The following is a 13,200-nucleotide window of genomic DNA, read 5'->3' on the forward strand; positions in this document are numbered from 1 at the left end:
TATACACCAAATCATTCGAGATGCTTCGAGGCGACTTGAAGGATGAGGTGTATATGCATAAAAAAACGCCCGCTCTTTTGGAGCAGGCGTTAAACAGGTCTGTATGACAACATAAATGGGTGCTTCACTCAACGTTATGTCCATGGTGTTTGATGAGGCCAGAGCGACATCTGTCTGTGGACGATAAGCACCGTAAACGGCTCTGCATCATTCCTGAGTTTATGAGGCCAGATGGCGAACATAAGAGATGGAATGAGCATCTACCCGTATATTATTGCACAAGGCATGCCACGATTGCACTGCAAAAACAATGGAACCGGACTTTTTAAGACATCAGGAAATTCGGGGAAATAAAGGCTGAGAAGGGAAAATCAGAAAACAAAAAACCCCGCCGAAGCGGGGTTCAAAATTGGTCGGCGAGAGAGGATTCGAACCTCCGACCCACTGGTCCCAAACCAGTTGCGCTACCAAGCTGCGCTACTCGCCGTTTTACTGCTTTTTGAATTTTTAGTTCAATTCTTTAAGTCGTGGTGCGAGGGGGGGGACTCGAACCCCCACATCCTAAGGACACTAACACCTGAAGCTAGCGCGTCTACCAATTCCGCCACCTTCGCATTTCACAACTTTAAATTAATGGGGTGGCTAATGGGATTCGAACCCACGACAACTGGAATCACAATCCAGGGCTCTACCAACTGAGCTATAGCCACCACTGCAAATCTTTTACGCGGTATTAAAACCACCGCAGCTCCGGCACCTTACTAAATGGTGCGCCCGACAGGATTCGAACCTGAGACCTCTGCCTCCGGAGGGCAGCGCTCTATCCAGCTGAGCTACGGGCGCTTAGCGCCGTTGCGGGGCTGGATATTACGGAGGTCTCGGTCTGCTGTCTAGTGCTTTTTTAAAATAAATTATCGTTTGGTCATGGTTTGTGCGTTTTGTCGCTTATTCCTGCAATTTTTGGGCTGTGCCATGACGATTCAGGCCAAAAACCTTATAAATGAGCGTCACGGCCAGTAAGAAGATAATGCCAACAAACAGCGACATTCGGGTATCTTCATTAAAGTACATGCCGATTAATACGCAAATCAGGAACGCCATCGTCAAATAGTTCGCCCACGGGAACAGAATCGAGCGGAAGGGATGACTGGCGATCGCCGCTTTATGCGCCTGACGGAAACGTATCTGGCTTATCAGGATCACAAACCACGGCACCATCCCCGGCAGCACGCTGGCGCTATAGACATAAACGAACACACGCTGCGGGTTGGGAATGATGTAGTTCAGGCACGAACCAACCAGCAGGATCGCGATAGAAATAGCCACGCCGGCAACCGGCACGCCCTGGCGAGAAACTTTTCCAACGGCGGCAGGTAACTGGCGATTCTTTGCCAGCGCGTAAAGCATACGCCCACAGCTGTACATCCCACTGTTACAGCCCGACAGCGCCGCCGTCAGGACCACAAAGTTAATAATCCCTGCCGCGGCGGTAATACCAATCTTGGCAAAGGTCAAAACAAACGGGCTACCGTTACTGCCAATCTCATTCCACGGGAAAATAGTGACGATAACAAAAATCGCACCGACGTAGAAAATCAGAATACGCCACAGCACTTTCCCTACTGCACTACGCAGCGTGACCTGCGGATTCTTCGCTTCACCCGCAGTAATGCCGATCAGCTCCACACCCTGGTAAGAAGCCACGACAATACACAATGCCGTCAGGAAGCCCTTCCAACCACCAGCAAAGAAGCCGCCATGCTCAGTCAGGTTGCCAAAGCCGATCGCCTGACCGCCATTGCCAAAACCGAAGAAAATCACCCCTAATCCAATGACGATCATCACAATGATGGTGGTCACTTTAATCATGGCAAACCAGAACTCAATTTCACCATACAGGCGAACCGCGGCGAGATTTGCCAACGCAACCAGTCCGACAGCTATCAGTGCGGGTATCCATTGTGCCATTTCCGGGAACCAGAACTGGACGTACACCCCGATGGCGGTAATCTCTGATATCCCCACCGCCATCCACATAAACCAGTATGACCAGGCGGTGAGATAACCAAAGAAGGGGCTCATGTAACGATGGGCGTAAACAGCAAATGAACCGGCAACCGGCTCGAGGAATAACATCTCCCCCATAGAACGCATAATGAAAAAGACGAACAGCCCGGCGACAATGTATGCCAGCAGAACCGAAGGTCCCGCCCATTTCAGGGTACTGGCGGCCCCCATAAATAGCCCGACGCCAATTGTCCCCCCAAGGGCAATTAATTCGATGTGACGAGCCTCCAGCCCACGCTGTAGCTCAGGTTTGTTCTCGGCCATAAATCCTCTTGTTGTGTTTGCATACTGTCCGGTATTACCGGTTCTCGTTATGGGTACATCTTGTTATGCCATAACAGGCCATACGGCACCGACCGCTTAACGGTTGGCGTCAAAAACACCACGGCACTGCAATGATTGTTGCGAATGGTTTCCTAAAATCGCTTAAATGGCAATTAAAGCATTCAAAAAATAAATAGATTGTGCGAGAAAGCAGCGATTATGTTGTGAATAAGTAGCGTAATTAGCAGATCACGCTACTTATCAAAGGAGGGAGGGCGTCAGAGGTTGCCGGTATAGTGCCAGCGGAGATAGCGTAATAAGCGAAGTTGACGAGTGATACGGCTTGGCTGCGACAATAAGCGATACAGCCACTCCAGCCCCAGAGTCTGCCAGATTCGCGGCGCACGCTTAACGTGACCGGTAAAGACGTCGTAGGTACCACCGACGCCCATATACAGCGCTTCAGGGTGAATCTTCCGGCAGTCACGCATAAAGATCTCTTGTTTCGGCGAGCCCATCGCCACCGTCACAATCTGCGCACCGCTGGCGTGGATACGTTCAAACAACGCCTGCCGCTGGTCCGGGGTAAAATAACCGTCCTGACTGCCTACAATGTTCACGCGCCACTGGGCACGCAGTTTGGCTTCCGTTTGCGCCAGAACTTCAGGCTTGCCACCAATCAGGAAGACAGGCGTTCCTTCCTGCCCGGCTCGCGCCATAAGCGCTTCCCAAAGATCAGCCCCTGCCACGCGTGAAACCTGCGCCTGCGGAAATTTTTTGCGCACTGAGCGCACCACGCTAATCCCATCCGCATATTTGAACTCAGCGGCGTTGATCAGATCCCGCACTTCAGGGTTATCTTCTGCCGTCAGCATCTTCTCGGCGTTGATTGCCACCAGTGTTCCAGGCCTGAGATGCCCCTCGGCAAACAGGTAATTTAGCGCATGCTGCATATCGCGCCAGCCAATCAATTGTAGCCCGCGCAGCGAGTAGAGTGGCGCAGTTGTGTTATCTGTCATTACGATCCTTCAATCTGTGTCCGGGGCAGCGATTTGATTCGTTTATGGATGAGTCCCGCACTATCGAATAGCCAAAACAGCAGTTTTGCCACCAGCAGACACACGCCGAAAATCACGAGGAAAAAGACCACTCGCGAGACAAACGAATCCAGCCCTTCACGTGCCAACACGATCATATTGAAAATAGCGCCAAAACAGAAACTGTGCAGAATCGCCGCCTTGTAGCGATTGGTTTCGCAGTTGCCTAACTCATACAGCCAGTCAAACCACTTGATGATGAGTCCAACGACAATCGCGCCTAACGGGATAAACAGCGCCCCGCCCATCACCACCAGTGAACCAATTAACGTCGGCGAAATCGCCAGACCTGAGTGGTTGTTCAACACTTCCCAGGTAAAGTAGTTCGCTGAGTTGAGGACAATACTCGGCCGCCCAGGCCAAAGCCAGGAAGGGATAAAGACGTAGAAGTCACGGACAATCGGCGCCAGCCCCTGAAACTCAATATTGTGGTAATTTTGCAGCAACAGCGCCAGATTCTCCCACGGCGAGAAGGTGTCGCGCGTGAGGTACAGGAAGGTATAGAACGCCTCGTCGCCGCTAACGTTCATCCCATAGCGCTTCAGCGCCAGCCAGAACATCCCGACGATACCCAGCACGCCCGCGGCGGCTAGCATCCACAGCGAAATCCAGCCGCGAATGATGCCGATAAACAAGAAGATGGCAAACGCAATGATGATATTGGCGCGCGTCCCGCCAACAATCATATAGGTCAGCAAACCAAACGCGACGGTACTCACCAGGAAGAATAACCACGCTTTGCTGTCCTGACGCAGGAAATAGACCACCAGCATTGCCGGAATGAAGAAGTAGAAGAAACGCTTCAGAGCTACGCCAGAGACTTCGCTGGAAAAAATTTGGCTGTAGGATTGCAGTCTGAACAGCAGGAATCCGTTGTGCATAAAGAAGACGCCCACGCTCACCAATGCAATCGCCATCAGGATAACCCAGGTCAAATGCGCTTCAACGCGATTGATGGTAAATAGCGGCCTGCGTGGCTTATCCTCGACTCGCTTGCGAAGGCGTGTTTTATACGTCACGTAGTAGACGGCATAGAAACAGGCGGCTGACAGCAAGGCCTGCAGCAGGATCTCCGGCGGAGCAACTGCCACATCAAAACGGAACACCAGTATGCTGGTCAACGGGAACCCGAAGAAGAACGTCAGCAAAAACAGCAGTGAGAAGAAAACATTGAAGTTAAAACGCACGCGGCGGAATTCAAACCAGGTCAGCGTGGCGATAAACAAGGTGGAGAGCAGCCATACCACCAGCAGACCGCTAAATTGCATCAGGCTCATACGGTTTCTCCTGAAGCAATACGCAGCGCGTTGCGCCACGGCTGCAGATAATTCGGGCTAAAGAAGGTGATTGTATTTTTATCTACCGATGCCAACTGGCGCTGCGCTTCGCGTACGACGCCTTCATTGAGCTCATCAGTGGTAAATAACACCGGGAGATTCTGTTCCACCATATCCTGCCAGAAGGGATTTTCACGGTTGAGCACGCACGGGATACCGGCCTGAATCAGTAAACACAGGGTACCGATCCCCTGCTGACGGGCAAAAATAAAGTAACCCAAATCACACTGACGTAATAATGTCAGATAGGCATCAAATTCCAGCTTTTCACTTAAAATTTGCAGATTCTCAGCGCTAAACAATGCCAGGCCGGCCTGACGAACCTCGTCGATATAAGCCGCATTATTGGCGGGGTACCCCATCGGTACAATCACATTCACCGTGTCGCCGAACTGCTGATGGACGGCGCGTAGCGCGGCAATATGCTCATTGCTGCGATCGCCAGAGTTGCCAACCAGCACCGTCATCTTGCCGCTGCGCTGACACGCGTTGCTCATATTATTGAGGGAGGGATCCATTCGCGTTGGGAAATAGAGCAACTCGCCACGCACGCGCGGATGCTGTTCGGCGAAATAGCTCAAATCACCCCGCGTGGCAAATACGCAGCCCACGCGATTCTGCGCCATACGGCGAATGGGGTAAAACAGGCGAAATTTCAGTCCACTGGAGACTTCATATAAATCCGCGCCCCAGATATGCCAGTAAAACTGCTCCGGTTTAATTCCCCCGCTCAGCAGCGCTAACCACAGGCTGGTGTTGAACTGACCGTGGAAGAAAAAACGCTGTTGGCGATCCGCTTTTGCTTTCGCGATAACAGCTTCAGCCAGCGCCTTTTTCCCACCATAGAAGCTTAGCGATAACGCCGGGCAGTTCTCACTGAATCCGGCATCCTGACCTGCAACCATAAACGTGCGCGCGTGCTCGCTCGTCGCGGCCAGCGAGTCGTTGAAAAACCGCAGCACGGTTTGGTTATGGTGAGGGATATCCGATCCCAGAACGTGAATCAGTACAGTCATACCCGCCTACGCCAGAGTAAAAACACGCCACAACAAAGAGAGAAATAGACAATGTACGTTGCCATGTAAGCCTGTGCCGCGCCCAGCGCACCATGTGCAGGGATCAGCCAATGGGCAAACGCCGTCAATAACATGAACTGGCTAATTTCTGCCAAGATATAAAACCGCAGCGACGCTTTCGCGATCACCAGATAACCGAAAACATAGGCGCCGACTTTCAGCACATCACCGACCAGTTGCCAGGCGAACAGGTCGCGCATGGCGGTGAATTTAGCGGAGAAAAGCAGCCAGATAGCAAAATCGCGCAGTAGCCAGACGGTAAAGCTTGCGGCAGCAACCGCCGGCAGCACGAATTTCAACGACTTGATCACTTCGCGTGTAATGTCGCGCTTTTCAGTCAAACGCGACAACGTCGGCAGCAAGTAAACGCTGAATGAGGCGGTGATAAATTGCAGATAAGCATCGGAGATACTGCTCACCCCCTGCCAGATCCCCACATCATCCCAGCTGTACTGCGCCGCCAACAGGTTTCGCATCATCACGTATGCCACTGGCAGCGTTACGGAGGTAATCAGCGCCATCAGCGTAAACTTGCTTAACTGCCCTGCCAGACCGTTATCCCACGAGGGTTTCAGGTAATGCAGGGGGATAGTCCCACGCTTAATCAGCATTATAGCGGCAGGGATAGCGACCAGCGCAGGTACCAGCGCCAGGCCCAGCAAGGCGCCTTCATACCCTCCCAGGCGATAACAGCCATAATAAGCCGCTACGCCCACCAGGCTCCCCACAATCAACGACAGCGCGTTACCCGCCGCATCGCGGAAGCCCTTCATCAGCGCCAGCAGCAGGTTCGCCCAGGCTATGCCCATCTGCACCAGCGCAACCAGTCGAACCAGCCCCTGATAATGAGTATGACCAAATAATCCCTGACTGATAGGTGCGGCCGCCAGCAAAAAAATCACCGCCATCAGCGTAGAGAATCCCAGCACCATCGCGGAAGAGGTACCGACCACCTTACGGAGCCGGGCCGGATCGTCATGATGCTGCGCAACGTATTTCGTGACGCCATTGAAAATGCCGGCCCCCGCCAACACGCCAAGCACAGTGACCATCTGGCGGAAGTTACCCGCCAGCCCCACGCCTGCCGGTCCAAACGACACCGCCAGCAACTTCACAACCAGCAAACCTGCACCAATTTTTACCAGCGTACTGGCCGCCGTCCATAAGGACGCTTTTGCAAGCGACATATCAGGCGAAGTAGTTGAGTAAGGTCGTAATGACTGTTCGCTGGTTCACCGGCGACAGATTGTAGAACAGCGGTAAACGCAGCAGGCGTTCGCTCTCTTTGGTGGTGTAACGATCAACACCGGCAAACATGCCGAATTTATCGCCAGCCGGGCAATCATGCAGCGGGATATAGTGGAACACCGCCATAATTTCAGCTTCTTTCAGGAAGTTAATCAACGCCGTGCGATCGTCGATATCGCGCAGTTTGATGTAAAACATATGGGCATTCTGTACGCAACCCTCCGGTATCGAAGGCAGCTCAATACGCCCGGCACGCGCCAGCGGTTCCAGGGCATCGTAATACTTTTGCCACAGCGCCAGACGCTGCTGGTTAATACGATCAGCCGCTTCCAACTGCGCCCACAGATAAGCCGCCTGCAGATCGGACATCAAATAGCTGGAACCGATATCACGCCAGGTATACTTATCTACCTGGCCGCGGAAAAACTGACTACGGTTAGTCCCTTTTTCACGGATGATCTCTGCGCGCTCGACTAATTTTTTATCATTAATCAGCGTCGCTCCACCTTCCCCGCCTGCGGTATAGTTTTTGGTCTCATGGAAGCTAAAGCAGCCGATGTGACCAATCGTACCCAGCGCACGCCCCTTGTAGGTCGACATGACGCCCTGGGCGGCATCTTCCACCACATACAGGTTATGTTTAGTGGCCAGCCCCATGATGGTATCCATTTCGCAGGCCACGCCCGCGTAATGTACCGGCACAATAGCGCGGGTTTTATCGGTGATCGCCGCTTCAATCAGCGTTTCGTCAATGTTCATGGTATCCGGGCGAATATCAACAAAGACGATTTTCGCGCCGCGCAACACGAAGGCATTGGCCGTAGAGACAAACGTGTAGCTCGGCATAATGACTTCATCGCCAGGCTGGATGTCCAGCAGCAATGCCGCCATCTCAAGCGATGCGGTGCAGGAAGGCGTCAGCAGCACTTTCTCACTGCCAAAATGCTGCTCCAGCCACTGCTGACAGCGACGGGTAAAGCCACCGTCACCACACAGTTTGCCGCTATTCATCGCAGACTGCATGTAATCGAGTTCAGTTCCCACCACCGGCGGTGCATTAAATGGAATCATCGTGTCACCTGTATAACCAATACGCGGTGCTTTCCACATTCGCACCACTGTGTATATAACGTTTAAGCGCGGCGGTGTTACCCATTTGGGTCGCCACGCGCAATGTTGTTTTACCGCGGGCCTGTGCCCAACAAAGCGCGGCCTGCATCAGTTCTGCACCCGCACCACGCCCGGCCAGCAGGCCAATTCTCGCCTCGGTCGCATTCAGTTCACGCAGCGAGACATAGCCACGAATCTCACCAGTCGGTTTACGAAAAATGAGGCATTGATGATCAAACGTCCCCAGCACCGCGTTTTCAATCCACTGTGCGTAGAAACGCGCGCTGGCATCTTCGGCATACCACGGGGCGCGAAAACGGCTTTGCGCAAATGCCTGTCCTGCCAGATGGCGTAATACCGGGATATCCGTAGGTTGCGCGACCTGCGCACCGGGGTCGCCGCTGGCACACGTTACCGGCAGTACAAAATCGACTTCACCTTCTACCAGTGAGAAACCCAAATGCTGCAGAGCATCTAATTCATGGCTATTTGCGGCAAGTATTTTTGCTTGTACACGCGACCAGGGCAGCAACGCATCCGCAGTTAGAACCGGCGCGCGTTGGTCAAAACGGACAATGGCGCTATTCACGCCAAAGAACGTATTTTCCCAGCTAAGCGGCTCAATACTGGCGCGGACGAGCACGGAGCAGCTCCAGCAGGTATTGACCATAACCCGTTTTGGCCAGTGAACTGGCGGCACGCTTCACGCCTTCGTCATCCAGCCAACCGTTACGCCAGGCGATTTCTTCCAGACAGGCTATTTTAAAGCCCTGGCGTTTCTCCACCGTCTGCACAAAAGTGCTCGCTTCGATCAAACTGTCATGCGTACCGGTATCCAGCCAGGCAAAGCCACGCCCAAGCAATTCAACCGTCAGATGTCCGTCATCAAGATACATCTGGTTGATAGACGTAATCTCCAGCTCCCCACGCTCAGAAGGTTTCACGCGTTTCGCGTATTCCACCACTTTGCTGTCATAAAAATAGAGCCCTGTCACCGCCCAATTAGATTTCGGCGCTTTCGGCTTCTCTTCCAGAGAGACTGCGCGAAAATTGTCATCAAACTCAACAACACCAAAACGTTCAGGGTCCATGACCTGATAGCCAAACACCGTCGCACCTTGCGTTCTGGCGGCCACATGACGCAGTTTTGGACTGAATCCTTGACCAAAGAAGATGTTGTCCCCTAACACCAGGCACGATGGTTCACCGTTAAGAAACGTTTCACCGATAATAAAAGCCTGCGCTAATCCATCCGGGCTCGGTTGCTCAGCATAGTGCAGTTCAATGCCGAACTCAGATCCATCGCCCAGCAAACGCTGGAAATAGCCTTTATCTTCCGGAGTGGTGATAATCAGGATTTCGCGAATTCCCGCCAGCATCAGTACCGATAGCGGGTAGTAAATCATCGGCTTATCGTAAATGGGCAATAGTTGCTTCGATACGCCCCGCGTAATGGGGTACAGGCGAGTACCTGAGCCACCCGCCAGAATGATACCTTTCATGCGTTGCCTCCTCCGCAAAACCAGGCTGTTAGCCCTTCAGACCTAAACGTTCGCCCTGGTAACTGCCGTCCTGCACGGGTTTCCACCATGCCTGATTATCCAGATACCACTGCACGGTTTTGCGCATTCCACTTTCAAACGTTTCCTGCGGCATCCACCCGAGTTCACGCGCAATTTTTGAAGCGTCAATGGCGTAACGTAAATCATGGCCTGGGCGATCGTCCACAAAAGCGATCAAGTCGCGGTACTGCGCGATGCCCTGCGGTTTATGCGGAGCCAGCTCTTCCAACAGGCTGCAAACCGTTTCGACAACATCCAGGTTTTTACGCTCGTTATGGCCACCAATATTATAGGTTTCCCCAACCGCGCCCGTCGTCGCCACGCAATAGAGCGCCCTGGCGTGATCTTCTACATACAACCAGTCACGGATCTGTTGACCATTGCCATATACCGGCAACGGTTTGCCCGCCAGTGCGTTGAGGATCATCAGCGGAATCAGTTTTTCCGGGAAATGGTACGGACCATAGTTATTGGAACAGTTGGTAATCAGCGTTGGCAGACCGTAGGTACGCAGCCAGGCGCGAACCAGATGATCGCTGCTGGCTTTCGACGCGGAATAAGGGCTGCTCGGCGCATACGGCGTGGTTTCGGTGAAGAAATCATCTGTGGAATGGAGATCGCCATACACCTCGTCAGTCGAGATATGGTGGAAACGAAACGCCAATTTTTCCTCACTGGCTAATGTACTCCAGTAAGCGCGCGCTGCTTCCAACAGCGTGTAGGTTCCCACAATGTTGGTTTCGATAAAGGCGGCCGGACCATCAATTGAACGATCGACATGGCTTTCTGCAGCCAGATGCATCACGCAGTCCGGCTGATATTGTTGAAACACCCTGTCGAGCGATGCCCGATCGCAAATATCCACTTTCTCAAAGGCAAAACGGGAATTCTGCGCAACCGGCTCCAGCGACATCAGGTTTCCGGCGTAGGTCAGCTTATCGACCACAACCACCGCATCCTCGGTATCATGAATGATATGTCGCACAACCGCCGAGCCGATAAATCCCGCTCCACCGGTAACCAGAATTCGTTTCATTAGCGCCAGACCCCTTTGGTATCAACGATGTACTGCTGTTGAACCGCATCGCCTTTGATGCCTTTAAATTCATTATGGTCAACCAACATGACCAACACATCAGCACGTGCCAGAGCATCGTCCAGCGTCGCCAGTTGGCAAATACCATCCAGTTTTTTCGGCAGTTGATGGATGTTCGGTTCCACCACCAGCATTTCGCCTTTGTGCCATTGCGCAATATTCTGCGCAATTCCCATCGCCGGGCTTTCACGCAAATCGTCAATATTGGGTTTGAATGCCAGACCAAAACAGGCAATTTTCACTTCGCTAGCCCGTTTGTTGGTATCCGCCAGACAGTCGGCTACGGCAGCCTTTACCCGATCGACCACCCAATGCGGTTTACCATCGTTTACCTCACGCGCGGTGCGGATCAATTTCGCCTGCTGCGGGTTCTGCGCCACGATAAACCACGGATCGACCGCGATACAGTGTCCACCTACGCCAGGGCCGGGCTGCAAAATATTCACGCGTGGATGGCGGTTTGCCAGGCGAATCAGTTCCCAGACGTTGATCCCCTGATCGGCGCAAATCAGCGACAGTTCATTGGCGAAGGCGATATTGACATCGCGAAAGCTATTTTCCGTCAGCTTACACATTTCTGCGGTGCGGGCGTTGGTCACCACACATTCGCCTTCGAGAAAGATGTTGTACAGCTCGCTGGCGCGCGCGGAACAGACGGAGGTCATTCCTCCAATCACCCGATCGTTTTTAATCAGTTCGACCATTACCTGACCCGGCAGTACGCGCTCTGGGCAATAAGCAATGTTAACGTCCGCCTGTTCACCGACCTGCTGCGGGAAAGTCAGGTCAGCCCGCATTTCTGCAAGCCATGCGGCCATCTGTTCAGTTGCCCCGACAGGTGAGGTGGATTCCAGAATCACCAATGCGCCTTTTTTCAAAACTGGCGCAATAGATTTCGCCGCGGCTTCTACGTAGACCATATCGGGTTCATGATCTCCCTTGAACGGGGTAGGCACCGCAATCAGATACGCATCAGCATCTACGGGTGTCGCGCTCGCACGTAAAAACCCATTTTCGACCGCCGTTTTCACCACCGCCCCCAGATCGGGCTCAACGATGTGAATTTCGCCGCGATTAATGGTATCCACCGCATGTTGATTTATATCTACGCCAATTACGTGTTTTTGACGGGAAGCAAAGGCAGCCGCCGTTGGCAGTCCGATATAACCCAACCCAATGACAGAAATGGTCGTAAAACTCATAGCGATATCCGATTATTTTTTAATGCATCTAAAATGCGGTCACATGCCAGCCCGTCTCCATACGGATTATGGGCGCGGCTCATGATCTGATATTCATTGTCGTCATGCAGCAAACGCGTGACTTCTTCAACAATCCGCTGTGGGTCTGTACCTACCAGGCGTACAGTCCCTGCGGTAATAGCTTCCGGGCGCTCCGTTGTTTCACGCATTACCAGCACAGGTTTCCCCAGAGACGGCGCTTCTTCCTGAATCCCGCCAGAATCAGTAAGGATCAGCCAGGCGTGATTCATCAGCCATACGAATGGCAGGTAGTCCTGCGGTTCAATCAACACCACGTTTTCAACGTGACCCAGGATGCGATTGACCGGCTCACTGACGTTAGGGTTCAGGTGTACCGGATAGACAATCTGCACATTTTGGTTACACGCGGCTATTTCCGCCAGGGCGTGACAGATTTGCTCAAAACCGCGACCGAAGCTTTCCCGACGATGACCGGTCACCAGGATCATCTTTTTATCAGAGCTCAGGAAAGGATAATGTTCTGCCAGTTCAGCACGCAATGCATCGCTCGCCAGTACGCGATCCCGAACCCAGATCAACGCGTCAATAACCGTATTACCCGTGACGAAAATACGATCATCAGGGATAGCTTCTCGTAACAGATTTTGGCGCGAGTTTTCTGTTGGGGCAAAATGATACATTGCCAGACGCCCGGTCAGCGTACGATTAGCCTCTTCCGGCCATGGTGAATAGAGATCGCCTGTACGTAAACCAGCCTCTACATGCCCCACCGGGATGCGCTGATAGAACGCGGCCAGACTGGTAGCAATCGTGGTTGTGGTATCACCATGAACCAACACCACATCGGGTTTGAATTCAGCCAAAATAGGCTTTAACCCTTCCAGGATGCGGCAGGTTATTTCTGTTAGTCCCTGACCTGGCTGCATAATATTGAGATCGTAGTCAGGTACAATGGAAAAAAGATTCAACACCTGATCGAGCATCTCCCGATGCTGCGCCGTAACGCAAACTTTCGCCTCAAAATCAGGATCTTTTTCCAGCGCATGAACCAGAGGAGCCATCTTAATGGCCTCCGGTCGCGTACCAAATACAGTCAGTACTTTCACATCGATTCTCTTCG

11 protein-coding genes and 4 tRNA genes are annotated in these 13,200 nt (G+C 52.7%); all 15 read right to left on the bottom strand.

What is annotated here, in order from left to right; genetic code table 11:
• Positions 1-410 precede the first annotated feature (410 nt).
• Positions 411-487: transfer RNA gene (locus HV314_RS25000), tRNA-Pro, on the bottom strand.
• A gap of 41 nt (positions 488-528) precedes the next feature.
• Positions 529-614, bottom strand: a tRNA-Leu gene (locus tag HV314_RS25005).
• A 20-nt stretch (positions 615-634) separates the two neighbouring features.
• Positions 635-710: transfer RNA gene (locus HV314_RS25010), tRNA-His, on the bottom strand.
• A gap of 56 nt (positions 711-766) precedes the next feature.
• Positions 767-843: transfer RNA gene (locus tag HV314_RS25015), tRNA-Arg, on the bottom strand.
• A 102-nt stretch (positions 844-945) separates the two neighbouring features.
• Positions 946-2,331 (bottom strand): bifunctional threonine/serine APC transporter ThrP, encoded by a 1,386-nt coding sequence (thrP, locus tag HV314_RS25020; RefSeq protein ID WP_016155119.1) that lies wholly within the window; start codon positions 2,329-2,331, stop codon positions 946-948.
• 278 nt (positions 2,332-2,609) lie between these two features.
• Positions 2,610-3,350 carry a lipopolysaccharide N-acetylmannosaminouronosyltransferase gene (gene wecG, locus HV314_RS25025; protein WP_181546973.1) on the bottom strand — a complete coding sequence of 247 codons (741 nt, stop codon included), beginning with the start codon at positions 3,348-3,350 and terminating at the stop codon, positions 2,610-2,612.
• Positions 3,350-4,705, bottom strand: a complete 1,356-nt coding sequence (gene wzyE, locus HV314_RS25030; RefSeq protein WP_047358751.1) for an ECA oligosaccharide polymerase — start codon at positions 4,703-4,705, stop codon at positions 3,350-3,352. Before wzyE ends, wecG begins: the two co-directional genes overlap by 1 nt.
• Entirely contained in the window at positions 4,702-5,781 is a 1,080-nt protein-coding gene (locus tag HV314_RS25035; protein WP_181546975.1) for a TDP-N-acetylfucosamine:lipid II N-acetylfucosaminyltransferase, read from the bottom strand. The genes wzyE and HV314_RS25035 overlap by 4 nt, the downstream gene beginning before the upstream one ends.
• The gene (gene wzxE, locus HV314_RS25040; protein ID WP_181546977.1) at positions 5,778-7,028 is read right to left on the bottom strand and encodes a lipid III flippase WzxE; all 1,251 of its coding nucleotides are present in this window, start codon (positions 7,026-7,028) and stop codon (positions 5,778-5,780) included. The genes HV314_RS25035 and wzxE overlap by 4 nt, the downstream gene beginning before the upstream one ends.
• Position 7,029: 1 nt before the next feature.
• Entirely contained in the window at positions 7,030-8,160 is a 1,131-nt protein-coding gene (gene rffA, locus HV314_RS25045) for a dTDP-4-amino-4,6-dideoxygalactose transaminase (RefSeq protein ID WP_046274884.1), read from the bottom strand.
• 4 nt (positions 8,161-8,164) lie between these two features.
• Positions 8,165-8,842 carry a dTDP-4-amino-4,6-dideoxy-D-galactose acyltransferase gene (gene rffC / locus HV314_RS25050; RefSeq protein ID WP_047358754.1) on the bottom strand — a complete coding sequence of 226 codons (678 nt, stop codon included), beginning with the start codon at positions 8,840-8,842 and terminating at the stop codon, positions 8,165-8,167.
• Positions 8,820-9,701, bottom strand: coding sequence for a glucose-1-phosphate thymidylyltransferase RfbA (rfbA, locus tag HV314_RS25055; protein WP_016155112.1), 882 nt, complete (start codon positions 9,699-9,701; stop codon positions 8,820-8,822). Before rfbA ends, rffC begins: the two co-directional genes overlap by 23 nt.
• Positions 9,702-9,729: 28 nt before the next feature.
• The gene (gene rffG, locus HV314_RS25060) at positions 9,730-10,797 is read right to left on the bottom strand and encodes a dTDP-glucose 4,6-dehydratase (RefSeq protein WP_047358755.1); all 1,068 of its coding nucleotides are present in this window, start codon (positions 10,795-10,797) and stop codon (positions 9,730-9,732) included.
• On the bottom strand, positions 10,797-12,059 hold the full coding sequence (gene wecC, locus HV314_RS25065) for a UDP-N-acetyl-D-mannosamine dehydrogenase (RefSeq protein WP_046274881.1): 1,263 nt from the start codon (positions 12,057-12,059) through the stop codon (positions 10,797-10,799). The genes rffG and wecC overlap by 1 nt, the downstream gene beginning before the upstream one ends.
• Positions 12,056-13,186, bottom strand: coding sequence for a non-hydrolyzing UDP-N-acetylglucosamine 2-epimerase (wecB, locus tag HV314_RS25070; protein WP_181546978.1), 1,131 nt, complete (start codon positions 13,184-13,186; stop codon positions 12,056-12,058). The genes wecC and wecB overlap by 4 nt, the downstream gene beginning before the upstream one ends.
• Between the last annotated feature and the right edge of the window lie 14 nt (positions 13,187-13,200).

The sequence above is a fragment of the Citrobacter sp. RHBSTW-00887 genome (assembly GCF_013728095.1).
GTDB classification, from domain to species: domain Bacteria; phylum Pseudomonadota; class Gammaproteobacteria; order Enterobacterales; family Enterobacteriaceae; genus Citrobacter; species Citrobacter braakii.

Excerpts from the sequence above, each read along its gene's own strand:
- wecC (WP_046274881.1), bottom strand. The coding sequence starts at position 12,059 with ATGAGTTTTACGACCATTTCTGTCATTGGGTTGGGTTATATCGGACTG.
- wzxE (WP_181546977.1), bottom strand. The coding sequence starts at position 7,028 with ATGTCGCTTGCAAAAGCGTCCTTATGGACGGCGGCCAGTACGCTGGTA.
- rfbA (WP_016155112.1), bottom strand. The coding sequence starts at position 9,701 with ATGAAAGGTATCATTCTGGCGGGTGGCTCAGGTACTCGCCTGTACCCC.
- wecG (WP_181546973.1), bottom strand. The coding sequence starts at position 3,350 with ATGACAGATAACACAACTGCGCCACTCTACTCGCTGCGCGGGCTACAA.
- HV314_RS25035 (WP_181546975.1), bottom strand. The coding sequence starts at position 5,781 with ATGACTGTACTGATTCACGTTCTGGGATCGGATATCCCTCACCATAAC.
- rffG (WP_047358755.1), bottom strand. The coding sequence starts at position 10,797 with ATGAAACGAATTCTGGTTACCGGTGGAGCGGGATTTATCGGCTCGGCG.
- wzyE (WP_047358751.1), bottom strand. The coding sequence starts at position 4,705 with ATGAGCCTGATGCAATTTAGCGGTCTGCTGGTGGTATGGCTGCTCTCC.
- thrP (WP_016155119.1), bottom strand. The coding sequence starts at position 2,331 with ATGGCCGAGAACAAACCTGAGCTACAGCGTGGGCTGGAGGCTCGTCAC.
- rffA (WP_046274884.1), bottom strand. The coding sequence starts at position 8,160 with ATGATTCCATTTAATGCACCGCCGGTGGTGGGAACTGAACTCGATTAC.